The sequence below is a fragment of the Micrococcus sp. KRD012 genome (assembly GCF_017168555.1).
GTDB lineage: Bacteria > Actinomycetota > Actinomycetes > Actinomycetales > Micrococcaceae > Micrococcus > Micrococcus luteus.
In genome coordinates this window covers 26,659-52,680 of record NZ_JABFBB010000016.1, presented here as the reverse complement: position 1 = coordinate 52,680, position 26,022 = coordinate 26,659, and the positions used below count along the sequence as shown (strand labels likewise).

Genomic DNA, 26,022 nt, shown 5'->3' with positions numbered 1-26,022 from the left:
CGTGGGCGATGCGGTGCATGGCGGCGGTGGACTTGAGCCAGCCCTGCCCGTTGGGCTGCAGGTCGTGGAGGGCGTCGAGGGAGCTGAGGGCGCGGACGGCGTCGAGGACGTCCGCGGTGGCGGCACCGTCCGGGGCCGCGTAGCGCACGGCGTTGGTCAGGACGGCGGGGATACGGGCCTGGCGGGCGGCGCGGAGGGTCTTCACGGCGTGCCCGGTGTCGAGGCGCCGGCCGGGGGCGGAGAGATGCGTGACGACGTCGGCGTGGGGGCTGCCTGCGGGCAGGGCCGCCTTCCAGCGGCGCAGGGCGGCGAGGCCGGCCGCCGCGGCGGCGAGCTCGGCGACGCTGGCCCACGGGCTGCCGCCTGCCGCTCCCCCGGTGGTGCGGGCGTGGGCGGCGGAGACGAGCTCGCACAGGGAGCGGTAGCCGGAGCCATGACAGCCTCCTCGGGCGAGCACGACCACGCGGCCGGCGTTCTCGTCCTCGCTCCACCGGACGGCCAGGTCCACGCCCACGATCGGGGTGATGCCGTGGCGCAGGCAGGCGCCCACGTGCTTGGCCATGCCGTAGAGCCCGTCCCGGTCGGTGCAGGCCAGCAGGTCCATGTCCGCGGCCGCGGCGGCGGCCACGAGGTCCTCGGGCCAGCTGACCCCATAGTGGGCGCTGAACGCGGAGGCGACGTGCAGGTGGGCGAAGGGTGCGGCGGTGCGTCCGGCCGCGGCGGCCTGGCTCATGCCGACCGCCTCAGGTCCTGGGCGTGCTCGTGGACGCGCACGAGCCGCCACCGGCCGGAGTCCAGGTGGTGGGCGACGTCGAGGGTCTGCAGGGGCGCGGCGCCGGCCCGGGCCAGGCGGACCTGCAGCCGCCACATCTCGTGGTCGACGAGACCGGCGCCGCGGCCCTTCTCCGCGCGGACCTCCTCCGCCCACCAGCGGCGCCGCTCGAACCAGCGCACGGGGCGCTCTGCGAGGACGTAGTCCCGCCCGTTCCAGCGCAGCCCCTGCGGGGTACCGTCTGCCCCGCACTCCACCGCCACCGACTGTGTGAGGACTCCCATTCTGCTTCTCTCCCTGTGCACTGCTGACCGGACCGACGACGGGGTGCCGTCGGGCGATGGGAGCGCGGCCCGTCCGGCGGACCGGACGCGGGGAAGAAGTGGGAAGGTGGGGCCGCACCCCCGATCGTACTCGAACACGTGTTCGAATGCGATGTGTGCGAAGGTAGGGCGCCCGCCGGACACGTTAAGGACGCATCGCCCCGAGACGGGCGAGGCCGGGAACGCCCTTTTCGTGAGGCCGGCTGGCCGAGTCCTGGCCGTAGGCCTCAAACCCGACCTTGGGGCGCACACGCACGAGAAAATCGTCTCTTGGGCCGGAAGAAGTGCGCCGGCACGGTCCTGTGGACAATGCGAGCAGGACCACAATCCGTCTGCGTATACTCCGAACCAACCGGGCCTCGCATGCCACGGGCACCGCGCTGCGGGATCAGCGCGGGAGGCGCGGACACACGACGGACGTCCAGTTGGAGGGGAAATGTCTCTCACCGCACCCGGGCGCGCCCTGCGCCGCCACCGATTCGCCCAGGCGGGCACGCTCAGCGTGGCCTTGGCGCTCACACTGACCGCCTGCGGCGGACAGTCCGAGCCCGCCGAGTCGTCGACGACGTCGCCCTCGTCCGCCAAGCCCGCCGTCGAGACGTCCGCGCCCGCGAGCACGAGCGAGACCGCGGGCGTCAGCTCATCCCCCGCGGCCAAGACGAGCGGGTCCGGCGAATACGTGCCTGCGTCTGCCGACGGTCCCGCTCAGAACGTACCCAAGCCGAAGATGCCCGCCGCCATGAAGGAAGAGACCAAGGAGGGCGCCGAGGCGGCGATTCGCTATTTCTGGGAGGCGACTTATTTCCTGCAGCAGACGGGTGAGCCCCAACCTCTGCAAGAGGTATCAGGCAAGACTTGCAAATTTTGCGAGCAGTACAAGCAGTCAATGACAGGTCTATATGAGAACGACGGATGGATGTCTGGCGACGGCCCAAGCATCACCTCCATGGCGACCCAGCCATCTACAGACGGATATATAGCAACACTTCTCATCGATCTGAGCCCTGAGACTGCCCGTGACTCCAAGGGAAAAATTCTTCCCGGCGGAGAGGTTTCAGCCTCACCTGAAAGTCCGTGGATTGCAGAACTTTCCTACTCAAGTGACCTTGGACATTGGGTCGTAGACAGCATGACGCTCGAGTCTCCAGCCGGATGACCAGCATGAAACCTAGGCTTTTCCTGTGCGGTTTCGCTCTTACCTCCCTGCTCCTTACTGCACAGCCCGCCGCCTCCGAAGAACCCGTAGTCAAATGTGGCACCCAGGGAAATTCCTATGGAATAGGCGACAACGCCGTGAAGTCTGAAGTAAATTGCACCGATCCGTCGGAGATTTCTTCACCTGGAACAGACGGTGCAAACTCGTCGGCTCCCGTGGCATCCCACCTAGAGCACAAGACGGTCAGTGCGTGCATCCCAGGGCAGCTCGGCAACTCGGATTTCGAGAGCTGCCGAGAGCAGGAGGACAACTTCTGCCCCGAGGGTTCATGGATCCGGGCGCAGACCATAGACACCCGTCAACCTGATGCGAATCCCGTCTATGGCGCCCCCAAATGTTGGACGGCCAAGGCCTCCAGCAACGGCGCCCCGCCCGTCTCCATCGACGAGGTCCGCACGCTCCTCGTGCTGGAGCCTGAGATCCGGTCGGACAACGGCGGACGCGGGATCCGCAATGCGGAGACGAACTTCTACGCAGACGCCGAGACGCGCACGCTCGTCACCACCCTCAACGGGGTCGAGGTCGAACTCCGCGCCACGCCGGTGAGCTTCCACTGGGATTACGGGGACGGGTCCCCCACCAAGACCACCTCGGTCGCAGGCCAGAGCCAGCCGGAGTTCAACGTCCCCACCCCCACGAGCCACGTGTACGAGGACACCGGGCAGTACACGGTCCGCCTCACCACCGTCTACATCGGCGAATACCGGGAGGCCGGGGGCGAGTGGGTGCTCATCCCGGGCACCATCAGCCTCGACTCGGCCCCCGTCACCGCGAACATCTGGCGCACCATCACCCGCAATGTCGCCGATGACTGCAGCGTCGACTCTTCAGCCTGGGGCTGCGCCGGCCCCATCGAATCCGCCCCGGCCGGCTGAGGACGGACCGCGGGGCGGCCGACGGTCTCCCGTCCACCGCCCCGCGGCCCCCTCGTCGGCCGGGTGTGTCAGACCCGGCGCACCCGCCCCCGGGCCATGAGCACGAGTCCCGCGCCGAGGGCCGCGAGTGCTCCGAGCACGCCCGCCGGAACCTCACGCCCGGTCTCGACCGTGTCCGGGGTCGTGTGGGTCTCCTCCCCGCCCGTTCCTTCTCCCGGCTCCTCCCCGGCCACGGGCGCCGGAGTGTCGACGGGCTCCTGCTCGGCGGGCGGCACCGGGTCCGCCTCGCCGGGAGACGGGGCGTCCTCCCCCGCCGGCACGTTCAGGGCCCGGGGCTTCTGCCCGTCCGCGAGCAACTCGACGAGCGCGAAGACGTCGGACCGCGCCGCGTCCTGGGTGATGATGACGTCCTCACTCTTGGTCATCCCGTCCAGCGACCAGTCGAGGACGAGGCGGTCGTCGGTCGGGTATGTCGCGTCGGCGAGGTAGTGAAACCCGGTGAAGGAGTCCACCGTGGTGTCGCGCCAGAGGGCACCCCAGCGCGGACCCCACGAGAGTTCCGCGACCGCCGCGTCGTCGCCCAGGCCTTCGGACCGGAACGGCAGCAGCACGCCCGACTCGGCGTGCTCCAGCGTGAGGAACCGCTCGGGGTAGTCCCCGAACACGGGGTCGGCCAGGCTGTGCTCGCCCCACGCGTAGACGAGTCCGGCAGAGGGGCCTATGTTGCCCTCCGGAGTGCCGGCGGCCTCGTCATAGAGGGCGGCGGCCACCGGGGTACCGTCCACGGACAGGGTGAACAGGAGATGACCGTCTCCGGCCTCGCCGAGCAGCGCCCGCGCATCCGCCACGCGCACCGCACCGAGGTCTGAGTAGACGTCGTCGTACACCAACGGGACGGCCACCTGGTCACCGTGGCCGGTCTCCATGCTGTACGGGGCGACGGTGAGCGCGATCTGGTCCTGACGCAGGTCGAAGAAGCCCTCCATGACGACGAGGCCCGGCACCATCTGGCGGAACGTGCCGGAACGGATGCCCTGCTCGGGAGTCCAGCGGGAGGCCAGGTCAGGCAGCTCGAAGCCCGGGCCGGGCGCCGGCTCCGGGCCCCACGCGCAGTCACACACCCCCTCGGAGACGGTGGGTCCCGCCTCTTCCACGGCGACGGCGGGCGCGGCCCCGGCGAAGAGACTCACGGTCAGGATCGCGGCGGCGGCGAGACGGGCGGGGCGGGTGGTCGGGACGAACGGGCGGGTGGACACCTTGAACGAGGACGGGGACGACATCATGGCAGGACGCTCCTGGTGAATGGCCACGCGGGCTCGGGTGACGGACTGCGGTTCACCGGCCTCACCGTGGCACCCCTCCAAAAGATGCGGCGCTCATACCGGCCCGGTGACACCCACGCTACGCAGAGCCCATTCTCAGGGGGAGTTCAGAACGGTCTCGGATCCGTCTCGATCCGGTCACGATGCCGCGGCACCGCGTTCCCGCGTCTCACGGGCAGGTCATCCCCGTCGCCCCGTCCTTCAGAGCAGCGTTCCCTGCTGCTCTCTCATCTCTTGGGTCAGCTCCGGCCCGTTGTTCCGGACGTTCCCCACGGCGCTCCCCACGGGCCGCAGCGACCAGCCCGCCGCGACGTCGTACGCGCCGGCGCACACCTCGCCCACGAGGGCGTCAGCTTCTTCGGCAGACCCGAGCGTGTCCGGGGCGAGCCACCGGTCCATCGTCTCGGCGTCCATGGGCACGGGCATCCGGTCGTGCAGCTGGCCGAGTGCGGCGAGCACCGGCTCGTCGTCGTCCGCGTCGGGTGCGGCCATGGTGAGGATCGTCGTCGAGAGGACCCAGGCGTCCTCCCCCGCGGCCTGGGCCTCGGGGTCCTGCCACCACTCGTACAGGCCGGCGAACCAGATGACCGGCCCCTCGCCGTCCCCGGCCCCGGCCGGGTGCACGTAGTAGGGCTGCTTCTTCGCGGCCCGCCCGTCGGGGCCCTTGGCGCCAGGCTCCGGCGTCTTCCACTCGTAGTAGCCCTCCACCGGCACAGCGCAGCGGCGGGCGCGGACGGCGGCCCGGAACGTCGGCTTGGAGGCCACGGTCTCCGAGCGCGCGTTGAACGCACGGGACCCCACGGACAGCCCCTTCGCCCACGGCGGCACCAGGCCCCAGCGGGCCACGTGGATCCGCCGGGTCACCCCGGCACCGCCGTCGTCCGCGTGCGCCACGAGGATCGGCACCTCGGCTGTCGGCGCCACGTTCCAGCTCTGGCGCAGCACCAGCTCCTCATTCGTCTCGGCATCGCCCAGGGCCACCAGGTCGCTCGTGGCGCGGGCCATCACGTAGCGGCCGCACACGTCAGCGGTCCCTCCCGTCCCGGCCACGCTCGACATACATCCACGCGATGCCGAGGGCGAAGCCCATCATCGCGCAGCCGAGCACAGTGCCCCAGGGCCTCTCGGTGCCCAGTCCGAACACCACCCCCAGGCCGACGCCGATCAGCAGCCCCACCAGCGGGATGCGCCACTGCGCGAGCGTGTCGGCACCGGCCGGAGCCTCGTGCGCCTCGTCCTCGTCTCTGCCATGTCGTGCCACGGTTCGCCCCTCCGTTCACATCGGTGCTGCGGGTCAGGTTGCAGTCTCCCCTGGCCGCCGCGGCGACACCACACACCAGGCCCCCCGGCTGCTCACCGATGCGTCGCACAGACACCTGTGATGGGATGGGCAGAACGAGCCCGCACGTCGCGCCGCCCCACGCATGCGCGGCATCGGGCAGATCCCCACCACCAGGAGGAACAACGTGTCCCAGAAGGTCCGCGGCGTCGTCGCCATGGCGAAGGACGCCCCCGTCACCATCGAGACCATCGTCATCCCCGATCCGGGACCCGGCGAGGCCGTCGTCGACATCAAGACCTGCGGCGTCTGCCACACGGATCTGCACTACCAGCAGGGCGGGATCGGCGACGAGTACCCGTACCTGCTCGGCCACGAGGCCACGGGTGTGGTCTCCGCGATCGGCGAGGGCGTCGACCACGTCAAGGTCGGCGACACCGTGATCCTCAACTGGCGCGCCGTGTGCGGCGAGTGCCGCGCGTGCCGCAAGGGCGAACCGAAGTACTGCTTCAACACCCACAACGCGACCCAGAAGATGACCCTCGAGGACGGCACGGAGCTGTCCCCGGCCCTGGGCATCGGGGCGTTCGCGGACAAGACGCTCGTCCACGCCAAGCAGTGCACCCAGGTCGACGGCGTCGACACTCCCGAGGAACAGGCCGCGGTCGGCCTGCTCGGCTGCGGGATCATGGCCGGCATCGGCGCGGCCATCAACACCGGCGAGGTCAAGCGCGGCGAGTCCGTGGCCGTGATCGGCTGCGGCGGCGTCGGCGTGGCCGCGATCGCCGGGGCGAAGCTCGCCGGCGCCACCACGATCATCGCGGTGGACATCGACGCCAAGAAGCTCGCCAAGGCTGAGGAGCTCGGCGCCACCCACACCGTGAACTCGAAGGACGAGGACCCCGTGGAGGCCATCCGCGCGGCGACCGGCGGCTTCGGCGCCGACGTGGTCATCGAGGCGGTCGGCCGCCCGGAGACCTACGAGCAGGCGTTCTACGCCCGGGACCTGGCCGGCCGCGTCGTCCTGGTGGGCGTGCCCACCCCCGGCATGGAGCTGAAGCTGCCCCTGCCGGAGGTGTTCGGCCGCGGCGGCGCGCTGAAGTCCTCGTGGTACGGCGACTGCCTGCCGGAGCGCGACTTCCCCATGCTCGTGGACCAGTACCGCCTGGGCCGCCTGCCGCTGGACGAGTTCGTCACGGAAACCATCGCCCTGGACGAGGTGAACGAGGCCTTCGAGACGATGAAGTCCGGCGACGTCCTGCGCTCGGTGGTGGTGCTCTGATGGCGCGCATCGATCACCTGGTCACCTCCGGCACGTTCTCCCTGGACGGGGAGACGTTCGACGTGGACAACAACGTGTGGATCGTCGGCGGCGCGGAGCAGTGCGTCGTCATCGACCCGGCCCATGACGCCTCGGCCGTCTGGAAGAAGGTGAACGGCCGCCAGGTGCTGGCCATCGTCCTCACCCACGGCCACGACGACCACATCCGCCAGGTCCAGGAGTTCCGCCAGATGGTGGACGCCCCCGTGCTGCTCCACCCCGCAGACCGCATGCTCTGGGACGACGTCTTCCCCGACGAGGAGCCCGACGGCGCGCTCGCCGAGGGCGACGTCCTGCGCGTGGCCGGCGTCGAGCTGCGGGTGCTGCACACCCCCGGGCACTCCCCCGGCTCGGTCTGCCTGTACGCCCCCGCCCTGGGCGAGGCCGGCGACGACGGCGCCCCGACCGGCGTCGTGTTCTCCGGCGACACCCTGTTCCAGGGCGGGCCCGGCGCCACCGGCCGCTCGTACTCGGACTTCGACACGATCATCGAGTCCATCCGCGAGCGCCTGTTCCCGCTGCCGGAGGCCACCGTGGTCCACACCGGCCACGGCGACTCCACCACAATCGGCACGGAGAAGCCGCACCTGCAGGAGTGGATCGACCGCGGCCACTGAGGACGCGCCGAGGTGGGGAAGAATGGTCCCCCGTGACCATCCTCCCCGCCTCGCCCCCTCCCTCCGTGATCCTGCTCGGCGGCGCGTCGGGCTCCGGCAAGTCCTACCTGGCCCGGCGGCACGGCCGGCCCCACCTCTCGCTCGATGCGTTCTACCGTCCGCAGTCCGACGACGGCGCCGCGGGCGGGCCCGGCCCCGTGTTCCCGCGCACCCCCTACGGTGAGATCGACTGGGACCACCCCGGAACGTGGGATGAGCAGGCGGCCGTGGACGCCGTCGTCGAACTGCTCGAGGAGGGCGCCACGCGCGTGCCCGACTACGACATCTCCACGTCCTCCGTCCGCGGGCACAGCACCGTCGCGCTCGAGCCGGGCGGGGTGATCGTGGCGGAGGGCATCTTCGCTGAGCGCATGCCCGCCGCCCTGGACCGGGCCAGGGTCCGCTACGCGGCCTGGTACATCGACCAGGCGCGGACCACGACGGCGGCCCGCCGGTTCGTGCGCGACGTCGCCGAACGCCGCAAGCCGGTGCCGTTCCTCGTGCAGCGGGGCTGGTCCCTGTACCGGACGGACGCGGCGCGCCGGGCGGCGGCCGTGGCGGCCGGCTTCACCCCGCGACGCAAGCGGGAGATCATCGCGGATCTCACGGCCTGACGGGCCGCCCGCAGCCGGGCCGCCCGTGCCCTCAGCCGGCGGTGCCCGCGCCGAGGACGGCGAGTTGCTCGTCCACGACCTCGAGCCCGGCGGCGGCGGCCCACGCCGTGTACTCCTCCCGCAGGGCCACGGCGAACGCGGGGACGCTCACCCCGGGACGCACGTCCTCGGCCGCGCCCGCCGTGCGGGGGTCCATGTCCAGGCCGAGCTCCCGGTAGACGTCGACGAGCACGGCCCGCAGCGGGGCGGGGTCGGACACCACCACGTGGGTGGAGAACAGGAACGCCCCCTTCACCACGCGCTGCGCGGAGCCGGCCAGCTTCACCGGGTAGGTCGGCGCAGGACCCTGCACGGAGAACTCACCCGGGCAGTACTCCCCCGGGATCTCGCCCACGGAGGCGGGCACGTCCATGCGCGCGAACGCCCGCACGAACAGGTCGGCGAACTCGGCGAACCGGGCCTGCTGGGTGAGTGCCGCGTCCTCCTGCTGGCTCAGGTGGTCCACCACCAGGCAGCCGTGATGGTAGGCCGCCGCCCGCCCGCCGGCCCGGCGCACCACCGGCGCGAAGCCGTGGGCCCGGGCCGCCGCAGCCGCGGCCGCGAAACCGGGCAGCCGCGCGTCGCGCTGGCCGAACGCGACCGTCGGTTCGGGCACGTAGACGCGGATCAGATCGTCGAGGGCCCTTCCCTCGGCCGCGGCGGCGCGGAAGACGGCCAGCTCGCCCATGGCCCAGTCGAGGTCTTCAGCGGCCCCGAGGGTCCGCTCCTGCACGGCCCAGCGCAGCCGGGGAGCTGGGCTCACAGGCCGCCCTCGACCGGCCAGGAGCGCAGGGTGAGGGTCTGCTCGACGTGGGCGAAGGGGCCGTCGTCGTCGTGGAGGACGGTGCTGGTCAGGCCCACGCCGTCCGGGCCCACCGTGACCTGCCCCGCGAGGCCGAGCCAGTGGCCGGTGGGCTCGCGGTACAGGTGGATCTGCAGGTCCACGTTGGGGAAGAACCACCCGCCCGGCTTCGCCGGCAGGGCGGGGGCGATCCCGTTGGCCGCATCGGTGAGGCTGATCAGGCGCACCAGGTCGCTCGTGCTCTCCCCCGCCACCATCTCGCGGTCCGTGGTGAGCCACACCCGGCCGTGGCCCGGCCCGTGGCCGGGCAGGACGACGCCGTCGAGGGAGGCGATGTACCCGCCTCCCCATCCGTGGAGCGCGTTGTGCGACTGCGCCTGCGAGCGCGGCGGGAGGGGCTCGTCCGGCAGCTGGGCGACGGCGGAGGTGTCCGAGGTGGACAGCAGCCAGGCGCGCAGGGTCAGCACGGTGCGGCCCCGGGCGTGGAGCACGGACTCGACGAGCTCGATGGTGCGGCCCGGACGCAGGGTGCGCGTGACCACCTCGAGCTCGCCCGACCAGAGCGTGCCCAGGATGTCGTAGGAGAGCCGTCCCACCCGCAGCCCGGGGGTGGTCTCGTGCGCGGCGACCTCGTGCAGCAGCAGGCCCGAGACGGCGGCCATGTGCATCTCCTCTTCCCGCCATGCGCCCTGGGCGTGCACGGTGGAGCGCACGCGGGAGGTGCGGACGCCGTCGGCGTCCACGGTGGGCTCGCCGAGGCGGACGTAGAAGGCCAGGGGATCGTCGGCGACGGAGGTCGCGGGGGTGGAGGTGATGTCGGTCATGGGCCGAAGTCTGCCAGAACGACGACGACGGCCGGTGACGTCCCCGCGGGGATGTCACCGGCCGTCACGGCGTGGGCCGAGCCGGGGTTCAGCGGCGCATGACCTTGCGGGCGATGCCGTTGCCGATCAGCTGCAGCGCCTGGACGAACACGATCACCACGACGACGGCCAGCCAGGTGACCTCCGGACGGAACCGGTTGTAGCCCTCCACGATGGCGAAGTTGCCGACGCCGCCGCCGCCGATGATGCCCGCCATGGCGGACATGTCCACGAGCGAGATGATCACGAATGTGAAGCCGAGGATCAGCGGGCCGAGGGCCTCGGGCAGCACCACGGTGCGCACGATCCGCATGCGTGAGGCGCCCATCGCGCGGGCGGCCTCGATCACGCCGGGGTCGAGGGAGACGAGGTTCTGCTCCACGATGCGGGCGATGCCGAACGTGGACGCCCAGATCATGCAGAACACCACGGCGGTGTTGCCGATGCCGGTGCCGAGCACCGCGATGGTCAGCGGCTGCAGGGCGGCGATGAGGATGACGAACGGGATGGGCCGGATGAGGTTCACGATGAAGTTCGTGACCAGGTAGACGGCGCGGTTGGCGAAGATGCCGCCCGGGCGCGTGGTGTAGAGGAGGAGCCCGACCAGCAGGCCGAGGACGCCGCCGATGACGAACGCCCAGCCGACCATGTAGAGGGTGTCCCCCACGGCGGTCAGGAGTTCGGGGCCGTAGTACCCCCAGTCGAGGTTCTGGAAACGGTCGATCACTGCTGCACCTCCTGCACGTCCCCGGCGCCGGCCAGGTCCGCGACGAACGCGTCCACCGCGGCGGGCTCACCCGTGAGCGCCACGGTGAGCAGGCCGTACGCGGAGTCCTTGGTGGCGGACATGCCGCCGTGGGCGATCTCGAAGCCGACGCCGCGCGTCGACGCGGTGCCGAGCACGGCCGACACCGCGGCGGCGTCCTTGAGCGAGACCATGATCAGCCGACCCTCGGTGCGCGCCCGGATGCGGGCCACCTCCTCGGCATTCGGCCGGTCCTTGAGCGCCGTGGCCACGAAGGACGCGGCGTCGGCGGAGTGGGCGGGCCGAGAGAAGAGGTCGTAGACCTTGCCGGACTCCACCACGCGGCCGCTGTCCATCACGGCGACACGGTCGGCGATCGAGCGGATGACCTCCATCTCGTGGGTGATGGCCACGATCGTGACCCCGAGCTCCTCGTTGACGCGGCGCAGCACGGAGAGCACCTCGTGCGTCGTCGAGGGATCCAGGGCGCTGGTGGCCTCGTCTGCGAGCAGGATCTCCGGCTCGGCGGCCAGGGCGCGAGCGATGCCGACGCGCTGCTTCTGGCCGCCCGAGAGCTGCTCCGGGTAGTGCTTGGCCTTGTCCGCCAGGCCGACGAACTCGAGCAGCTCCGCCACGCGAGCGCGGCGTTTGGACCGCGGCCAGCCGGCCGTGTCCAGGGCGAACTCGATGTTCCCGGCCACCGTGCGGGAGGTCAGCAGGTTGAACTGCTGGAACACCATGCCGATGCGGGTGCGCAGCGGACGCAGCTTCGCCTCGGACAGGTGGGAGACCTGCTGGCCCAGCACCGTGACGGTGCCCGACGTCGGCTTCTCCAGCCCGTTGATCATGCGGATCAGGGTGGACTTGCCGGCGCCGGAGAAGCCGATGACGCCGAAGACCTCGCCGCGGTTCACGGCGAGCGAGACGTCGTCCACGGCCTTCACACCGGCACCCTTCTTGGCGGCGTAGACGCGGCTGACGTGGTCGAAGACGATGACCGGCTCCCCCGGGGCGCCCGCGGAGGGGCGCCCCGGGGTGACCGCGTCACGGTCGGACGTATGGGAACCTGCCATGGATCAGGCGTCCTGCTTCGCGATCGCGTCCTGGTACTGCTTCAGGGTCTCGTCGATCTGGGCGGTGTCGAGCTGCACCGGCACGCTCGTGTCGGAGGAGAGCTTCGCGGACTCATCCAGCACGGGCTGCTCGTGGTACAGCGCCGCGATCTTCTTGTAGGTCTCGTTGTCGCGGTCCTCGCGACGCACGGCGAAGCCGTTGACGTACGGCTTGGCGGAGTCGTCCTTGGGATCGTCCTTGAACAGGGCGGTGTTCGTGTCGATGCCGGCGTCGGCCGAGAAGGTGTTGTTGATGACCGCGCCCTGGACGGACTCGAGCGCGTTCACGGTCTGCTGGGCGGCCACGGTCTGGACCTTCACGGTGGAGGCGGCCTCGTCGATGTCCTTCGGCTCCGGGCGGATGGTCTCGTTGGACAGCTTCAACAGGCCGGCGGCGACGAGCACGTTGATGGCGCGGGCCTGGTTCACGGTGTCGTTCGGGATGGCGACGGTGTCGCCCTTCTTGAACTCGGAGACGTCTTTGTACTTCTTGGAGTACAGGGGCAGCGGGATGATCTCGGTGGTCCCGATCAGCGTCAGGTCCTTGCCGGAGGCCTGGTTGTAGTCGGCCAGGTAGGCGATGTGCTGGAACCAGTTCATGTCGATGTCGCCGTTGTCCAGCGCCGGGTTCGGCTGCGTGTACTCGGTGAAGTTGCGGATCTCGACGTCGATGCCGTGCTTCTCCTTGGCGAGCTTCACCAGGGCGCGGTGCGTCTCGTTCTCGGACACGACGCCGATGCGCACGGTCTGGGCGCCGTCGTCGCCCTTCTTCTCGGCCTGCGAGTTGCAGGCGGTCAGGGCGAACGCGCCGACAGCGGCCAGGGACAGGCCGGCGAAGGAGCGGCGGGAGATGTTCGAGGGGGTCGTCATGGGGTTCTCCTTGGAGGACGGTGCGAGGCCGCCGGCGCGGGTGGGCACGGCGGGTGCGGAACGGTGCGGGGTGGGCCGTGCGGTGGGTGGTTCCCCGCGGGGCACAGCACGGCGGGCGGGGGCGAGAGACGCCCCGAGCCGGAGGCCGGGATCCTTTCGAACGCTGCTCTTGCCCGTCCCCCAGTCACCGCGGGCTCCCCTCGAGGGGTCTGCGCGCAGCGGAGGCGGGCCGCTTCTCGGTCCGTTGCCACCCGTGAACATGGGGTTGGCGAGCGGCTCGTCGTGGGACCACGTGGACCCGCCGAGGCGGGGTCCACAGCCGCTTCTCCTGAAGCTGGGCCCAAGCCTATCGCAGCGTGTGCACTCCATCGGGCAGGGCGGTGACGCGCAGCGTCATACTGCGGGGCCCGGGGCCGACGTGTGATGCCTCTCGCGGGACGACGACGGCCGGGCGCCTCCGCGGGGAGGCGACCGGCCGTCGTCGGGACGGGGCTCAGGCGGACGGGATCAGAAGTCCCAGTCCTCGTCCTCGGTGTTCTCGGCCTTGCCGATCACGTAGGAGGAGCCGGAGCCGGAGAAGAAGTCGTGGTTCTCGTCCGAGTTCGGGGAGAGCGCGGAGAGGATGGCGGGGTTCACGTTCGTGGTCTCGGCCGGGAACATGGGCTCGTAGCCCAGGTTCATCAGCGCCTTGTTCGCGTTGTAGTGCAGGAACTTCTTCACGTCCTCGGCCAGGCCGACGGCGTCGTAGAGGTCATGGGTGTACTCGACTTCGTTCTCGTACAGCTCGAACAGCAGCTCGAAGGTGAAGGCCTTGAGCTCCTCCCGCTTCTCCTCCGGCAGGGTCTCGATGCTCCGCTGGTACTTGTAGCCGATGTAGTACCCGTGCACGGCCTCGTCGCGGATGATCAGGCGGATCAGGTCGGCGGTGTTGGTGAGGCGGGCGTGCGCGGAGAGGTACATGGGCCAGTAGAAGCCCGAGTAGAAGAGGAAGGACTCGAGCAGGGTGGAGGCGATCTTCTTCTTGTACGGGTCCTGGCCGTCATAGCGCTCCACGATCAGGCCGGCCTTGGCCTGCAGGTTCCGGTTCTCACGGGACCAGCGGAACGCCTCGTCGATCTCCGGGGTGGAGGCCAGCGTGGAGAAGATCGAGGAGTACGACTTCGCGTGCACCGACTCCATGAACGCGATGTTCGTGAGGACGGCCTCCTCGTGCGGGGTCATGGCGTCCGGGATGAGGGAGACGGCGCCCACGGTGCCCTGGATCGTGTCCAGCAGCGTCAGGCCCGTGAACACGCGCATGGAGAGCAGTCGCTCCTCGTCCGTGAGGTGGGACCAGGACTGGACGTCGTTGGACAGCGGCACCTTCTCCGGCAGCCAGAAGTTGTTGACGAGGCGGTTCCACACCTCCACGTCCTTCTCGTCCTGAATGCGGTTCCAGTTGATCGCCTCGACGAGGTGGGACTGCTGGGTCTCGGTCACGGCAGGGCACATCCTTCAGAAGAATTCGTTGAGAATCCGCGGATTCCGGGGGCTCTCGGGAGCACGGTCATCGGGGCGCGGGTCCGGGACAGTCTAGGCCCGCAGGGGCAGCGGCAGCCACTCGGGCGGGTCCGGGCTCACGACGTCGTGGGCCCGCCCCGTCCGTCCGTGCGCGCCGCCCCACTTCGAGGCGGGAAATCGAGCGCACCTGCGCTCAGAAGCGCGGAATACGCCGGATTTCCCGCCTCGAAGGGCTGGCTGTCAGAGCATGCAGCTGACGCAGCCCTCGACCTCGGTACCCTCCAGCGCGAGCTGGCGCAGGCGGATGTAGTAGATCGTCTTGATGCCCTTCGTCCACGCGTAGATCTGCGCGCGGTTCAGGTCACGGGTGGTGGCCGTGTCCTTGAAGAACAGCGTCAGGGACAGGCCCTGGTCCACGTGCTGCGTCGCCGCGGCGTACGTGTCGATGATCTTCTCGTAGCCGATCTCGTACGCGTCCTCGTAGTACTCGAGGTTCTCGTTGGTGAGGTACGGCGCCGGGTAGTACACGCGGCCGAGCTTGCCCTCCTTGCGGATCTCGATCTTCGAGGCCACCGGGTGGATCGAGGAGGTCGAGTTGTTGATGTAGGAGATCGAGCCCGTCGGCGGGACGGCCTGCAGGTTGCGGTTGAAGATGCCGTGCTCCATGACGGAGGCCTTCAGCTCACGCCAGTCGTCCTGCGTGGGCAGGGCGATGCCGGCCTCGGCGAACAGCTCGGCGACGCGCTCGGTGGCGGGCGCCCACTCCTGGTCCGTGTACTTGTCGAAGAACTCCCCCGAGGCGTACTTCGAGTCCTCGAACCCGCCGAACCGCTGGCCGGTCTCGATCGCGATCCGGTTCGAGGCCCGCAGCGCGTGGAACAGCACCGCGTAGAAGTACATGTTCGTGAAGTCGATGCCCTCCTCCGAGCCGTAGTGGACGCGCTCGCGCGCCAGGTAGCCGTGGAGGTTCATCTGCCCCAGGCCGATGGCGTGGGAGGCCGCGTTGCCCTTGGCGATGGACGGCACCGACTGGATGTCGGACATGACCGACACGGCCGTCAGCGCACGGATCGCGGTCTCCACGGACCGGCCGAAGTCCGGCGAGTCCATGGTCTTGGCGATGTTCATCGAGCCGAGGTTGCAGGAGATGTCCTGGCCCACGTGGGCGTAGCTCAGGTCCTCGTTGTACTCGGAGGCCTCGGAGACCTGCAGGATCTCGGAGCACAGGTTGGACATGGTGATGCGGCCCTTGATCGGGTTCGCGGCGTTCACGGTGTCCTCGAACACGACGTACGGGTAGCCGGACTCGAACTGGATCTCGGCGATGGTCTGGAAGAACTCGCGCGCGTTGATCTTGGTCTTCTTGATCCGCGCGTCGTCGACCATCTCGTAGTACTTCTCGGTCACGGAGATCTCGGAGAACGGCACCCCGTAGACACGCTCGACGTCGTACGGCGAGAACAGGTACATGTCCTCGTTCTTCTTCGCCAGCTGGAACGTGATGTCCGGGATCACGACGCCGAGGGAGAGGGTCTTGATGCGGATCTTCTCGTCCGCGTTCTCGCGCTTGGTGTCGAGGAAGCGGTGGATGTCCGGGTGGTGCGCGTTGAGGTACACCGCTCCGGCGCCCTGGCGCGCGCCGAGCTGGTTGGCGTAGGAGAAGGAGTCCTCGAGGAGCTTCATCACGGGGATGACGCCGGAGGACTGGTTCTCGATCTGCTTGATGGGCGCGCCGTGCTCGCGGATGTTGGTCAGCGAGAGGGCCACCCCGCCGCCGCGCTTGGACAGCTGCAGGGCGGAGTTGATGCCGCGGGCGATCGACTCCATGTTGTCCTCGATGCGCAGCAGGAAGCAGGAGACGAGCTCACCGCGCTGCTTCTTGCCCGAGTTGAGGAACGTGGGGGTGGCCGGCTGGAAGCGGCCGGCGATCATCTCGTCCACCAGGTGGGTGGCCAGCTCCTGGTCGCCCCGGGCCAGGTGGAGGGCGACGACGGCGACGCGGTCCTCGTAGCGCTCGAGGTAGCGCTTGCCGTCGAAGGTCTTCAGGGCGTACGAGGTGTAGAACTTGAACGCGCCGAGGAAGGTCGGGAAGCGGAACTTGGCCTTGTAGGCACGGTCGAACAGGCCTCGGATGAACTCGAAGGGGTACTGCTCGAACGTCTCGGTCTCGTAGTAGTCGTTCTTCTGCAGGTAGTCGAGCTTCTCCTCCAGGTCGTGGAAGAACACCGTGTTGGTGTTGACATGCTGCAGGAAGTACTGGCGCGCGGCCGCGTGGTCGGCCTCGAACTGGATGCGACCGTCGGCGCCGTAGAGGTTCAGCATGGCGTTGAGCTCGTGGTAGCCGAGGTTCTGCCACTCGGCGGGCATGTTCTTCGCCTGGCGGATGAGGTCCGCCTCGGTGGGTGCGGTGGTGGTCATGTCCACAGTCCTTCCAGGCCGCCGCGGACGCGTTCGACGTCGTCGGGCGTGCCCATCAGCTCGAATTTGTACATGAGGGGCACCTGGCACTTGCGGGAGATGATGTAGCCGGCCAGGCAGTAGCCCTCATGGAAGTTGGTGTTCCCGGACGCGATCACACCCCGAATCCAGTGACGGTTCTCCGGGACGTTGAGGAACTTGATCACCTGCTTCGGGACCGCGCCCGGCCCGCTGCCCCCGCCGTAGGTGGGGGTCATCAGGACGTACGGGGCGGTGGCCCCGAGGGTGGGCTCCCGGGTGATCAACGGCAGTCGAGCCACCCGGTCCTCGGGCAGCTCGAGCTTCTCGACGAAGCGGTGCGTGTAGTTGGAGGCGGAGGAGAAGTAGATCAGTCCCGCGTCGGTGGGGACGAGCCCCTGCGCCTCGGCCGAGCGGATGTGGCTCGGGTCCGCGGCGACGGTCATGTCGACTCCGGTCAGGCCACCGATGCCGCGGCGGACTCGGCGAGCTCGGCGATCTTGTCCGGGCGGAAGCCGGACCAGGAGTCGGTCTCGGTGACGACGACGGGGGCCTGCATGAAGCCGAGGGCACGGACGCGCTCGAGGGCGGCGGGGTCCTGGGACATGTCCACGACCTCGTAGGCGATGCCCTTCTTGTCCAGTGCACGGTAGGTGGCGTTGCACTGCACGCAGGCCGGCTTGGTGTACACGGTGACGGTCATGGCGATCCCTGTTCCTTCGTGGTCTCTGGTGGTCTGCGGGTGTCGGCGCGGCGCCCGCGAGGTGAATCACGGGGCGTGCCGAACATCTGCGTCGATACTACATCTAGTGATCACAGCCGGGAACCATCCCTACATGTAGTAGTCACACCGCTGTAGTTACGTATCCCCACCCTCTGCCCATCCTGTCCACACCCTGCTGTGCGAGACGATCCGCGCGGACATGCGGGACACGCCGGGACCGAGGTCGACTGTCCACAGCCGGTGGAGATCTCGGGGCCGGGTTCCCACAGCCGGAAAGTCGGGTTCGCCACGTCCGCGAGCGGCGTGTCCGGCCCCCGCGGACCACTACATGTAGGAGCCCGCCGCCGGCCGGCGTCGGAATACCCCGTGACCACCGGGGGTTGCCCCGGCATGAGCACCTCCCCCACCGTCACCCGCAATGACGCCGAGTCCCGCTACGAGCTCCACGACGGCGGCACACTGCTCGCCGTCCTCGACTTCCGGGACAACGGCGCGGCCGTCTCCCTGAACCGCGCGTTCACCATCCCGGTGCACCGCGGCCGGGGCCACGCCGCCGCGCTGACCGCGGGCGCCGTCGAGGACATCGCGACGAACGGCGGCCCCGCAGGGGGCCGCCGCATCGTGCCGATGTGCTGGTACGTCGCCCAGTGGTTCGACGAGCACCCGGAGAAGAGCGCGCTGCTCGCGCCCCGCTGACCGGCGCGGTCAGGCCGCGACGCGGTGCCGGCGCACCACGGCCAGGACGCCGGCGGCCAGCACCACGAGCGCGGCGGGCCACGCCCCGAGACCACGCCCGGTCTCGACCGCGTCCGGCACCGTGTGCTCGCCCTCGGCCGGCTCCGCGGGGGTCTCGGGCCCCGCCGGCGAGGTGGGGGTGTCGTGATCGGCCGGCTGGCCCGGAGCCGGTGCGTCGAACAGACCGGCCACGGGGAAGGTCACGAACCCCGGGATCCGCCCGTTCTCCCAGTCGTAGAGGTCCACGCGGGGATCGCCGAACCGCACGGTCACCGTCCGCGTCGTCGTCACGCCGTCCCTCGTGGCCCGCAGGGTGACGGTGTCGGATCCGGTGAAGCCCTCGGGCGCCTGGTACACGTAGCCGCGCGGCCCGCCGGTCTCCTCCTCCGTCACCTCGACGACCCGACCCTCGGCCGGGCCCGCGACGAGCGTCAGCGGCGCCGCCTCATCGCCCGTGTACGAGGAGATGAACACGTGTCGCTCCCCCGGCGCCGCGAGCAGGGTGGTGTCCCAGGCGGTGGGGAGCATGTGGAAGCCGAGCTCATGACGCTGGTCGGCGCGCAGCGGCTCGCCCGGGTCAGCGTCGGTGAGGTCGGCGTCCGGACCGTAGGTGAGGGCGGCCACCTCGCCGCCCAGGACGTAGAGGGTGTAGACGACGGGACCGGTCCCCGACTCGCCCAGGCTCCGCCGGGCCGCGGCGACGTCGAAGTCACCGCGCTCCAACTCGTCGTCGTACGTGAACGGGACCTCGGTCTCGGCGCCGCGGGCCTCCCCCTCCAGCACCGGAGCCACCGTCAGGCGGACGTCGGACTCGTCCACCTCGAACTCGGTGCCGAAGGAGGCACCGGTCTCACCCTCCGCGCCGGCCACGAGGAAGGATCCGCCGGGCAGGCCGTGCTCGGCGGTCCATCCAGCGGGGTGGGCGGGTGAGGCGAGGGCAGGGGTCGCCCCCAGGCCGGTGAGAAGGACGCCGGCGCCCAGGGCGGCGGCAAGGCGGGTCGGTCGGGCGGTGCGCATCGTGCTCCTCCAGGGGTGCGGTGCTGCGACGGGCCGAAGGGTTCTCCGGCTCGGACGCCCGAGGTCGACCGGATGCCGCACTCGCCGCGTCGGCACGAATCTACGCCGCACGGACGTGAGGCGGGTCACCATCCGGTGACGAAGCGCTATCGACTCGGTCACGGCGACGCGCGATGCGGATCGGGCCGCCCGGCCGGCCGGTGTGTCAGCGGGATGCGCTGGGCGAGGGGCTTGCCCCGGAGGAGGGGCGCGGGGTGGCCTGCGCCGTGTCGGCCGGGCTGGGCGACGGGCTCGCCGATGCGGTGTCCCGCCCCCGCTGGTCCTCGGCGTCCCGGCCGGACGCGCTGGCGGAGCCCGACGCGCTGGAGGAACTGGGCGAGCTCGACGACGGCAGCACCGGCTTCTGGGTGGCGCGGAAGTTGCGCACCCGCTGCAGCGGCTCCGGGACGAAGTCCGAGGGGACGGAGCCGCCGTCGGCGCCGGTGCCCTCGATCTTGATGGGGCCGGTGAACCCGGACGGTTCCGCCGTGCGCGCCCCGCTCGACCCGATCACGCCCATCTCCGCGAGCGTCGCGGCCAAGCTCTCCAGCTCCTTGCGGTGGCCCTCGACCACGCTGGAGGCCAGCTCCTTCGCCGCGTCGTCCGAGCCGTCCTCCGCCTCCGTGGCGGAGATCGTCAGCGCGCCCTGATAGAGGCGGCGCATCTGGAGCAGGTAGATCCGTCCTGCCTCCTCCGGCTCGGCGGCGGCCAGCACGTTCTTCTCCCGGTCGGACAGGAGTCCGGCGCGCAGCTCGTCGCCCACGATCTCCGCCGGCTCCGCGTCCTCCGTGGACTCGGGCTGCGCAGACGGGGTCGCCTCGGCACCCGCACCGCGCACGTCATCCGAGGGGACGCCCCAGCCCTCGAGCATCGACTCGAGCCGGCCCGCCCGCTCCTCGTGCTCGGACTTCATCCGTTCGGCGGTGGCCCGGATCTCCTGGTCCACGCCGTCCTTGCCCAGCACCTGATCGGACTGCTGGATCGCGTCGCGGTGGTTGCGCAGCAGCAGACCCGCGAACTGGATGTCCGCCGCGAGCGGGTCGGCGGACGTCTGGCTGGGGCTGGCCAGCACGCCCTCCAGGTAGGTGTTCCCCGCCTCCGTGCCACCGGTCTGTCCGGGCTCCTCGGCGACGCTGCAGCCGCCGGTGGCCAGGGTGATGCTCAGGAGCGCCCCTCCGACGGCCACGCTCCAGCGGCGGGGGTGCACGCGGGCGGGGGCGATGTCGGCTCGGCTCATGGGCGCAGGTCCTCTCGGCGGTCGTCACCCGGTCACGGGGTCAAGGGCGGTCCGACGCGGTCGGCCGCCCCGGCCTCCCCAGGGTACCCCTCCGGCCTCCCGGCCCCGGGGTCGCCGCGGCCTCAGGCGACGCGGGTGGCCTGCACCACCCAGTTGTTGAAGGCGTTCCCGGCCATCCCGGTGCCCGGCACGAGGTCGCACGTGATCAGCGTGACCTTCGCGTCGTCGCCCCCGGGCTCCCATGCCCAGCGGTGCGCCGGATCCTGGGTGAGCGCCTCCTTCTCCACCGAGACCGCGTCCGCGTCCGCCTCGAAGGCGGCCTGCGTGCCGTCGTCGTACGTCACCACGACGACGGCGCCCGCCCGCACGTCGCCCAGGTTCCAGAACACGTCCCGCACGCCGTAGTAGACGACGTGCCCGGCCAGGACCCCCGCGTACCGGGACCGCTCCCCCGGCGTGGTGCCCCACTGCGGCGGACCGTACCAGCCGACCGTCTGCGGCTCCGGGTCCAGGTCGCCGCCCTCATCCAACTGCGTCAGGTCGATCCCCGCTCCGACGATCTGCTCGCCGTCCTGGTGGACGTCCACGTGCACGGGCGTCGCCGTGACCTCGTCCCACGGGGCGGCGAGGCCGGAGAGGTGGGCGGCCGCGGCGGGGGTCGGCTCCTCGGACGGTGCCGGCTCCTCGGACGGCGCCGGCTCCTCGGTGGGGGTCGGCTCCTCGGACGGCGTGGGTGTGCCGGCGAGCTCCTGGGTCTCGACGGGAACCGCCGCCTCCCGCGTGGGTGACGCCGAGGACGGGCTCGGCGTCGGGGTCGGGGTGGCCGTCGTTGCGGGGCTGGGCGTGAAGCGTGCCGAGGACGGCGACGGCGACGGCGACGGGGTCGCGGACGCCGTGGCGCTGAGGGTGGGGGCAGCGCTGATCGGCACGGCGCCGACCGCCAGCACCCCGCGCAGCGCGAGGAACACGAGGCTCAGGCACAGCAGCAACAGGACCACCCACAGGGCGCGTCGGACGGTGGTGTTCATCCGGGTTCTCCCCTCGTGTGCATCGACCCGGCCCGCCCGGGGCCGCGTCCGACGACGGCATGGTCTCACGCGCTCCGGCCTCGGCCCGGCGCGTCGTCTCCGGGCTCGGCATAGCGGTCCCGGACGAAGGCCTGCAGCCGACGGGCGATCTTCTCCAGCGTCGCGGTGGCGAAGTGGTCCTCCCGCCACGCCGCGTGCAGTTGCACCGCGAGCGCCCGCCCCTGCGCGATGACCCGCACCGGCGTCAGCTCGAAGGCCGGGTCCTCGGTGACGACGGCGACGCCCGCCCCCGTCGCGACCAGGGCCTGGGCCACCCGCCCGGAGTTCGCCTCGGTGAGAGCCGGCGGCGTGAGGCCCGCCACGGCCACGGCGCCGTCGAGGACGCGCCGCGCCATGAAGGTGCGGGCGGGCGCGACGACCGGCTGGGCCACGAGGTCGTCGAGGGACACCCGCGTCCGGCCCGCCCAGGGGTGGCCCGGGGCGACGTACGCCCAGACCGGCAGGTCCATCAGCGGCAGCGACGCGACGGAGGGCGGCGGAACCGTCGGCATCACCACGAGGTCGTGCCGCGCGACGGCGTCGAGCAGCGAGTCGTCCAGCTGGGTCTCCGCGACGCGCGGGCGCGGGTCCTCCTCCCCGAAGGTGGCCACGAACGGCAGCACGACGTCGATGAGGGTGGTGCCCGGCGCGGCCACGGCCACGTCCGTGAGCCGACCGGAGGCGAGCGCGCGGGCCGCCTGCTCCGCCCGTCGATGGGCGACGAGGACCTCGCGCGCCACCGGGAGGAACGCCTCGCCGGCCGTCGTCAGCTCGAGCCGGCCACCGACCCGGGCGAACAGGGGCAGGCGCAGCTCACGCTGAAGCCGCTGCAGCTGCCGACTGAGCGCGGACTGCACGAGATCCAGGCGGATCGCGGCCCCCGAGACCGTGCCGACCTCGGCCACCGTGACGAAGGCCCTGAGCAGTTTCTCCTCCATGCCGGATGAGCATAGCCGCCATGCCGGATCATCACTGGACGGCATGGAGTCGATACCCCACCATGGGAGGACGCGGCCCGACGCGTCGTCGTCGTGCCCACCCGTCGTCCACGCTCCCCGTGAGCCGTCCCCAGGAGGCATCCCCATGACCGCCACCCCCGACCTCGAGCAGACCCGCCATCTGGCCACCGAGCTGCCCGGCCCACGCTCCCGTGAGCTCGCCGAGCGCCAGAAGCGCGCCGTCCCAGCCGGCGTGGCCACCACCATGCCGGTGTACGCGGCCCGCGCCGCGGGCGGCATCCTCGAGGACGTGGACGGCAACCGCCTGATCGACCTGGCCTCCGGCATCGCCGTCACCTCCGTGGGCGCCTCCCACCCGCGCGTCGTGGCCGCCGTCCAGGAGCAGGTCGCGCAGTTCACCCACACCTCGTTCATGATCACGCCCTACGAGGGCTACGTGGCCGTGGCCGAGCAGCTGGACCGCACCAGCCCGATCCCCGGCGAGACCCGCACCGCCCTGTTCAACTCCGGCGCCGAGGCCGTGGAGAACGCCGTCAAGGTGGCCCGCGCCTACACCGGCAAGCAGGCCGTGGCCGCGTTCGACCACGCCTACCACGGCCGCACCACCCTGACGATGGCGCTGACCGCCAAGTCCATGCCCTACAAGCACAGCTTCGGACCGTTCGCCCCCGAGATCTACCGCGTGCCCGGCTCCTACCCGCTGCGGGACGGCCTGTCCGGCGCCGAGGCCGCGCAGCGCGCCATCTCCGCGCTGGAGAAGCAGATCGGTGCCGACAACCTGGCCGCCGTGATCATGGAGCCGATCCAGGGCGAGGGCGGCTTCATCGTCCCGGCCGAGGGCTTCCTGCCGGCCGTGGTCGAGTGGTGCAAGGCCAACGACGTCCTGTTCATCGCGGACGAGGTCCAGTCCGGCATCGCCCGCACCGGCGCCTGGTTCGCCTCCGAGACCGAGGGCATCGAGCCGGACCTGATGGCGACCGCCAAGGGCATCGCCGGCGGCATGCCGCTCTCCGGCGTCACCGGCCGCGCCGAGGTGATGGACTCCGTGCACCCGGGCGGCCTCGGGGGCACCTACGGCGGCAACCCCGTCGCCACGGCGGCGGCGCTCGCCGTGTTCGAGGCCGTCGAGGAGGACGGTCTCCTGGAGAAGGCCCGCCGGATCGAGCAGGTCATCCGCGAGCACTTCGCGCAGAACGCCGACGACCGCATCGCCGAGGTCCGCGGCCGCGGCGCGATGATGGCGATCGAGTTCGTGGACCCCGCCACCGGCGAGCCGGACGCGACGCTGACCGCCACCGTGGCCGCGGCCGTGCGCGCCACCGGCGTCATCCTGCTCACCTGCGGCACCTACGGCAACGTCGTCCGCTTCCTGCCGCCGCTGACCATCGGTGAAGACCTCCTCAAGGAGGGCCTGAGCGAGGTCACGAAGGCGCTGCAGTCCGCCTGAGCCCCCGCCACCGGCGGACCGACGACGGCCCCGCATCCCTGCCCGGGATGCGGGGCCGTCCGCCTGTCGGCGGAGGACTCAGATGTCGTCCTCGTACGCGGGGCCGCCTTCGTTCTCCAGGGCCTCGAGGCGCCGGGACTTCTCGGCGGTGAAGATCCGGCGGACCCCCGTGCCGCCGAACTCGTCCTCCGGGACCAGCCCGACGCCGTACTTCCGCAGGGCCTTCTCCAGACGCAGACGCTCGTCCACCCGCAGGTCGGCCAGCCCCTTCTCGAAGCGGCGCAGCTGCTCCTTCTCGAGGCCTGCCGCGGTGGCCAGGGTGCGGACACTGACCTGGGCGAGAGCGCGGCCGGCGCGCGCCACGTCGAAGGTAATCGGGGTGGGGTACATCAGACATTCTCGATTCTGCAGTTCTCGACGGGGATCCGGTCCATGATGGCCACGCCCCGGATGAAGGGACAAGGGCGCGCCAGCCTAGAACCCGCTGTGTGACAGGCGCGTCACTGACGGAGACGGCCCCGGCCGACGATCGGGGAGAATATGGCGGTCATCACTTCCCCACCCCCGAGAAAGGGGGCTGCATGAGCCACGTGACCTCCTCCCCGCCCGCGACAGGGCCGGGTCTCAAGAAGACCCTCTCGTCGCTCGACGCCTACGCCATGGGCTTCGGCGCCATGATCGGCTTCGGCTGGGTCGTCCTCGTGGGCGGCTGGCTCAAGGACGCCGGCACCATGGGCTCGATCATCGCGATCGTCTCCGGCGGCCTGATCATGACCGTCGTCGCGCTGGTGTACGCCGAGCTCGTCGCAGCGATCCCGAAGGCCGGAGGCGAGCATCACTACCTGCTGCGTGGCATGGGCGCGCGGTGGAGCTTCCTCGGCTCGTGGGGCATCACGGGCGGATACATCTCGATCGTCGCGTTCGAGGCCGTCGCCCTCCCCCGCACCGCCGCGTACATCTGGCCCGAGATCGAGTCGATCCCGCTGTGGAACGCCTTCGGCTCGGACGTCTACCTCGTCTGGGCGCTGGTCGGCGCCGGGGCCGCCGTGGTCATCACCTGGATCAACTACATCGGCGTCAAACTGGCCGGCATCGTGCAGACGATCGTCGTCGCCACGCTGCTCGTCATCGGCGCACTCCTGGTGTTCGGGGCCGGAACGGGTGGCTCCGTCGCGAACTTCGAGCCGCTCTTCACGGACGCCCGGGGCCTCTTCACGGTGATGGTCGTCGTGCCGTTCCTCTTCGTGGGCTTCGACGTCATCCCTCAGTCGGCCGAGGAGCTCAACATGCCCCCTCGCCGCATGGGCGTGATGATCATCGTCTCGGTGGCCGCCGCGACCCTCTGGTACATCATGGTGATCCTGACGAACGCGTCCTCGATGCCCCGTGAGCAGCTCGTGAACGCCGACCTCGTGACGGCTGACGCCATGGCGGCCCTGTTCCACAGCCCGGCCATGGCCAACGTGCTGCTCGTGGGCGGCATGGCCGGCATCCTCACCTCCTGGATCGCCCTGCTCATGGGCGCGGCTCGCCTGCTCTACGCGATGGGCGTCTCGGGCATGCTGCCCCGCTGGTTCGGACACATCCACCCGAAGTACCGGACCCCGTCGAACGCGGTGCTGTTCATCGGCGTGCTCTCCATCGCGGCGCCGTTCTTCGGCGCGGGCGCCCTGGGCTGGTTCGTGGACTCCGGCTCCCCGTCCATCGTGTTCACCTACATGATGGTCTGCGTCGTGTTCCTGCTCCTGCGCCGCCGCGAGCCGGAGATGGACCGCCCCTTCCGCGCGGGCGGCGCGACCGCCGGGCGAGTGCTGGGCGTGACCGGTGTGATCCTCACAGCGGGGCTGCTCAGCCTCTACATCCCGGGGATGCCCGCCTCCATCGCCCCGATGGCCTATGCCTTCTTCGGCCTGTGGTGGCTGCTCGGCTTCGTCTTCCTCTTCCGCATCCCGCGCGGGATAACCCCGGGCGAGTACGCAGAGGAGCGTCTACTGGAACGTCTGGCGCGTCGCTGACCCATCGCTCCCGCCACGCCGGCGGGACGCGGACGGG

27 protein-coding genes are annotated in these 26,022 nt (G+C 70.7%); 8 read left to right on the top strand and 19 right to left on the bottom strand.

Annotated elements, in window-relative coordinates:
* Both J1M37_RS06825 and J1M37_RS06820 read right to left on the bottom strand, forming a co-directional pair.
* Positions 1-733: PHP domain-containing protein (locus tag J1M37_RS06825; RefSeq protein ID WP_206452365.1), on the bottom strand; the 733-nt coding region annotated here is incomplete at its 3' end.
* Positions 730-1,056 (bottom strand): DUF6504 family protein, encoded by a 327-nt coding sequence (locus J1M37_RS06820; RefSeq protein ID WP_036338972.1) that lies wholly within the window; start codon positions 1,054-1,056, stop codon positions 730-732. The genes J1M37_RS06825 and J1M37_RS06820, both read right to left, overlap by 4 nt.
* Before the next feature lie 475 nt (positions 1,057-1,531).
* Between J1M37_RS06820 and J1M37_RS06815 the strand changes: the two genes are divergently transcribed.
* Positions 1,532-2,251 (top strand): DUF6318 family protein, encoded by a 720-nt coding sequence (locus tag J1M37_RS06815; RefSeq protein WP_206452364.1) that lies wholly within the window; start codon positions 1,532-1,534, stop codon positions 2,249-2,251.
* Between the two features lie 215 nt (positions 2,252-2,466).
* Entirely contained in the window at positions 2,467-3,186 is a 720-nt protein-coding gene (locus J1M37_RS11540) for a PKD domain-containing protein (RefSeq protein WP_247297959.1), read from the top strand.
* A 68-nt stretch (positions 3,187-3,254) separates the two neighbouring features.
* On the opposite strand, the gene J1M37_RS11535 is transcribed toward J1M37_RS11540, so the two are convergent.
* The 3 genes from J1M37_RS11535 to J1M37_RS06795 all read right to left on the bottom strand — a co-directional run bounded on the left by J1M37_RS11535 (position 3,255) and on the right by J1M37_RS06795 (position 5,769).
* Positions 3,255-4,469: a hypothetical protein gene (locus tag J1M37_RS11535; protein WP_241250924.1), complete on the bottom strand. Its 1,215-nt coding sequence runs from the start codon at positions 4,467-4,469 to the stop codon at positions 3,255-3,257.
* A gap of 240 nt (positions 4,470-4,709) precedes the next feature.
* Positions 4,710-5,531 carry an SOS response-associated peptidase gene (locus J1M37_RS06800; protein ID WP_060973840.1) on the bottom strand — a complete coding sequence of 274 codons (822 nt, stop codon included), beginning with the start codon at positions 5,529-5,531 and terminating at the stop codon, positions 4,710-4,712.
* Between the two features lies 1 nt (position 5,532).
* Complete coding sequence (locus J1M37_RS06795) at positions 5,533-5,769, bottom strand: hypothetical protein (RefSeq protein ID WP_060973839.1); 237 nt, start codon at positions 5,767-5,769, stop codon at positions 5,533-5,535.
* A gap of 205 nt (positions 5,770-5,974) precedes the next feature.
* Between J1M37_RS06795 and J1M37_RS06790 the strand changes: the two genes are divergently transcribed.
* Genes J1M37_RS06790 through J1M37_RS06780 form a run of 3 tightly spaced genes read left to right on the top strand, consistent with a single transcriptional unit; the run spans position 5,975 to position 8,378 of the window.
* A complete protein-coding gene (locus J1M37_RS06790) occupies positions 5,975-7,069 on the top strand; it encodes an S-(hydroxymethyl)mycothiol dehydrogenase (RefSeq protein ID WP_065572993.1) in 1,095 nt (364 codons plus the stop codon).
* Positions 7,069-7,725, top strand: coding sequence for an MBL fold metallo-hydrolase (locus J1M37_RS06785; RefSeq protein WP_004167600.1), 657 nt, complete (start codon positions 7,069-7,071; stop codon positions 7,723-7,725). Before J1M37_RS06790 ends, J1M37_RS06785 begins: the two co-directional genes overlap by 1 nt.
* A 32-nt stretch (positions 7,726-7,757) precedes the next feature.
* Positions 7,758-8,378 carry a uridine kinase family protein gene (locus tag J1M37_RS06780; protein WP_020628074.1) on the top strand — a complete coding sequence of 207 codons (621 nt, stop codon included), beginning with the start codon at positions 7,758-7,760 and terminating at the stop codon, positions 8,376-8,378.
* 31 nt (positions 8,379-8,409) lie between these two features.
* Here J1M37_RS06780 and J1M37_RS06775 read toward each other — a convergent pair whose 3' ends face one another.
* The 9 genes from J1M37_RS06775 to nrdH form a co-directional block, all read right to left on the bottom strand.
* Positions 8,410-9,180, bottom strand: a complete 771-nt coding sequence (locus tag J1M37_RS06775; protein ID WP_044659655.1) for a lipoate--protein ligase family protein — start codon at positions 9,178-9,180, stop codon at positions 8,410-8,412.
* Complete coding sequence (locus J1M37_RS06770; protein ID WP_095695658.1) at positions 9,177-10,043, bottom strand: thioesterase family protein; 867 nt, start codon at positions 10,041-10,043, stop codon at positions 9,177-9,179. Before J1M37_RS06770 ends, J1M37_RS06775 begins: the two co-directional genes overlap by 4 nt.
* An 88-nt stretch (positions 10,044-10,131) precedes the next feature.
* Positions 10,132-10,809, bottom strand: coding sequence for a methionine ABC transporter permease (locus J1M37_RS06765; RefSeq protein WP_061867741.1), 678 nt, complete (start codon positions 10,807-10,809; stop codon positions 10,132-10,134).
* On the bottom strand, positions 10,806-11,900 hold the full coding sequence (locus tag J1M37_RS06760; protein WP_084785995.1) for a methionine ABC transporter ATP-binding protein: 1,095 nt from the start codon (positions 11,898-11,900) through the stop codon (positions 10,806-10,808). Before J1M37_RS06760 ends, J1M37_RS06765 begins: the two co-directional genes overlap by 4 nt.
* A gap of 3 nt (positions 11,901-11,903) precedes the next feature.
* Positions 11,904-12,809: a MetQ/NlpA family ABC transporter substrate-binding protein gene (locus J1M37_RS06755; protein WP_206452363.1), complete on the bottom strand. Its 906-nt coding sequence runs from the start codon at positions 12,807-12,809 to the stop codon at positions 11,904-11,906.
* 507 nt (positions 12,810-13,316) lie between these two features.
* A complete protein-coding gene (nrdF, locus tag J1M37_RS06750; protein ID WP_205810588.1) occupies positions 13,317-14,300 on the bottom strand; it encodes a class 1b ribonucleoside-diphosphate reductase subunit beta in 984 nt (327 codons plus the stop codon).
* Positions 14,301-14,549: 249 nt separating this feature from the next.
* Positions 14,550-16,676: a class 1b ribonucleoside-diphosphate reductase subunit alpha gene (gene nrdE, locus J1M37_RS06745; protein ID WP_180537555.1), complete on the bottom strand. Its 2,127-nt coding sequence runs from the start codon at positions 16,674-16,676 to the stop codon at positions 14,550-14,552.
* Between the two features lie 47 nt (positions 16,677-16,723).
* A complete protein-coding gene (gene nrdI, locus J1M37_RS06740) occupies positions 16,724-17,191 on the bottom strand; it encodes a class Ib ribonucleoside-diphosphate reductase assembly flavoprotein NrdI (RefSeq protein WP_004167610.1) in 468 nt (155 codons plus the stop codon).
* Between the two features lie 11 nt (positions 17,192-17,202).
* Positions 17,203-17,448, bottom strand: coding sequence for a glutaredoxin-like protein NrdH (gene nrdH, locus J1M37_RS06735; RefSeq protein ID WP_036313172.1), 246 nt, complete (start codon positions 17,446-17,448; stop codon positions 17,203-17,205).
* Positions 17,449-17,859: 411 nt separating this feature from the next.
* Here nrdH and J1M37_RS06730 point away from each other — a divergent pair, with 411 nt between their 5' ends.
* A complete protein-coding gene (locus tag J1M37_RS06730) occupies positions 17,860-18,165 on the top strand; it encodes a GNAT family N-acetyltransferase (RefSeq protein ID WP_036338933.1) in 306 nt (101 codons plus the stop codon).
* A 9-nt stretch (positions 18,166-18,174) separates the two neighbouring features.
* Here J1M37_RS06730 and J1M37_RS06725 read toward each other — a convergent pair whose 3' ends face one another.
* The 4 genes from J1M37_RS06725 to J1M37_RS06710 form a co-directional block, all read right to left on the bottom strand.
* Positions 18,175-19,221: a hypothetical protein gene (locus tag J1M37_RS06725; protein ID WP_206452362.1), complete on the bottom strand. Its 1,047-nt coding sequence runs from the start codon at positions 19,219-19,221 to the stop codon at positions 18,175-18,177.
* 205 nt (positions 19,222-19,426) lie between these two features.
* Positions 19,427-20,497: a DUF305 domain-containing protein gene (locus tag J1M37_RS06720; RefSeq protein ID WP_036338927.1), complete on the bottom strand. Its 1,071-nt coding sequence runs from the start codon at positions 20,495-20,497 to the stop codon at positions 19,427-19,429.
* Positions 20,498-20,619: 122 nt separating this feature from the next.
* A complete protein-coding gene (locus J1M37_RS06715; protein ID WP_206452361.1) occupies positions 20,620-21,525 on the bottom strand; it encodes a class F sortase in 906 nt (301 codons plus the stop codon).
* A gap of 65 nt (positions 21,526-21,590) precedes the next feature.
* Entirely contained in the window at positions 21,591-22,502 is a 912-nt protein-coding gene (locus J1M37_RS06710; RefSeq protein ID WP_206452360.1) for a LysR family transcriptional regulator, read from the bottom strand.
* 145 nt (positions 22,503-22,647) lie between these two features.
* Here J1M37_RS06710 and gabT point away from each other — a divergent pair, with 145 nt between their 5' ends.
* Complete coding sequence (gene gabT, locus J1M37_RS06705; RefSeq protein WP_134416943.1) at positions 22,648-23,970, top strand: 4-aminobutyrate--2-oxoglutarate transaminase; 1,323 nt, start codon at positions 22,648-22,650, stop codon at positions 23,968-23,970.
* 78 nt (positions 23,971-24,048) lie between these two features.
* Here the strand turns inward: gabT and J1M37_RS06700 are convergent, their stop codons facing one another.
* Positions 24,049-24,360 carry a hypothetical protein gene (locus J1M37_RS06700; RefSeq protein ID WP_100057717.1) on the bottom strand — a complete coding sequence of 104 codons (312 nt, stop codon included), beginning with the start codon at positions 24,358-24,360 and terminating at the stop codon, positions 24,049-24,051.
* A 191-nt stretch (positions 24,361-24,551) separates the two neighbouring features.
* Between J1M37_RS06700 and J1M37_RS06695 the strand changes: the two genes are divergently transcribed.
* Entirely contained in the window at positions 24,552-25,985 is a 1,434-nt protein-coding gene (locus J1M37_RS06695) for an APC family permease (protein ID WP_144786348.1), read from the top strand.
* Positions 25,986-26,022 lie beyond the last annotated feature (37 nt).

Coding starts and splice junctions, on each gene's coding strand:
- J1M37_RS06720 (WP_036338927.1), bottom strand. CDS start 20,497: ATGAGCCGAGCCGACATCGCCCCCGCCCGCGTGCACCCCCGCCGCTGG.
- J1M37_RS06770 (WP_095695658.1), bottom strand. CDS start 10,043: ATGACCGACATCACCTCCACCCCCGCGACCTCCGTCGCCGACGATCCC.
- nrdH (WP_036313172.1), bottom strand. CDS start 17,448: ATGACCGTCACCGTGTACACCAAGCCGGCCTGCGTGCAGTGCAACGCC.
- J1M37_RS06820 (WP_036338972.1), bottom strand. CDS start 1,056: ATGGGAGTCCTCACACAGTCGGTGGCGGTGGAGTGCGGGGCAGACGGT.
- J1M37_RS06715 (WP_206452361.1), bottom strand. CDS start 21,525: ATGAACACCACCGTCCGACGCGCCCTGTGGGTGGTCCTGTTGCTGCTG.
- J1M37_RS06710 (WP_206452360.1), bottom strand. CDS start 22,502: ATGGAGGAGAAACTGCTCAGGGCCTTCGTCACGGTGGCCGAGGTCGGC.
- nrdF (WP_205810588.1), bottom strand. CDS start 14,300: ATGTGCCCTGCCGTGACCGAGACCCAGCAGTCCCACCTCGTCGAGGCG.
- J1M37_RS06755 (WP_206452363.1), bottom strand. CDS start 12,809: ATGACGACCCCCTCGAACATCTCCCGCCGCTCCTTCGCCGGCCTGTCC.
- J1M37_RS06695 (WP_144786348.1), top strand. CDS start 24,552: ATGAGCCACGTGACCTCCTCCCCGCCCGCGACAGGGCCGGGTCTCAAG.
- J1M37_RS06815 (WP_206452364.1), top strand. CDS start 1,532: ATGTCTCTCACCGCACCCGGGCGCGCCCTGCGCCGCCACCGATTCGCC.
- J1M37_RS06785 (WP_004167600.1), top strand. CDS start 7,069: ATGGCGCGCATCGATCACCTGGTCACCTCCGGCACGTTCTCCCTGGAC.
- J1M37_RS06730 (WP_036338933.1), top strand. CDS start 17,860: ATGAGCACCTCCCCCACCGTCACCCGCAATGACGCCGAGTCCCGCTAC.
- gabT (WP_134416943.1), top strand. CDS start 22,648: ATGACCGCCACCCCCGACCTCGAGCAGACCCGCCATCTGGCCACCGAG.
- J1M37_RS06700 (WP_100057717.1), bottom strand. CDS start 24,360: ATGTACCCCACCCCGATTACCTTCGACGTGGCGCGCGCCGGCCGCGCT.
- J1M37_RS06725 (WP_206452362.1), bottom strand. CDS start 19,221: ATGCGCACCGCCCGACCGACCCGCCTTGCCGCCGCCCTGGGCGCCGGC.
- J1M37_RS06760 (WP_084785995.1), bottom strand. CDS start 11,900: ATGGCAGGTTCCCATACGTCCGACCGTGACGCGGTCACCCCGGGGCGC.
- nrdI (WP_004167610.1), bottom strand. CDS start 17,191: ATGACCGTCGCCGCGGACCCGAGCCACATCCGCTCGGCCGAGGCGCAG.
- nrdE (WP_180537555.1), bottom strand. CDS start 16,676: ATGCCCGCCGAGTGGCAGAACCTCGGCTACCACGAGCTCAACGCCATG.
- J1M37_RS11535 (WP_241250924.1), bottom strand. CDS start 4,469: ATGATGTCGTCCCCGTCCTCGTTCAAGGTGTCCACCCGCCCGTTCGTC.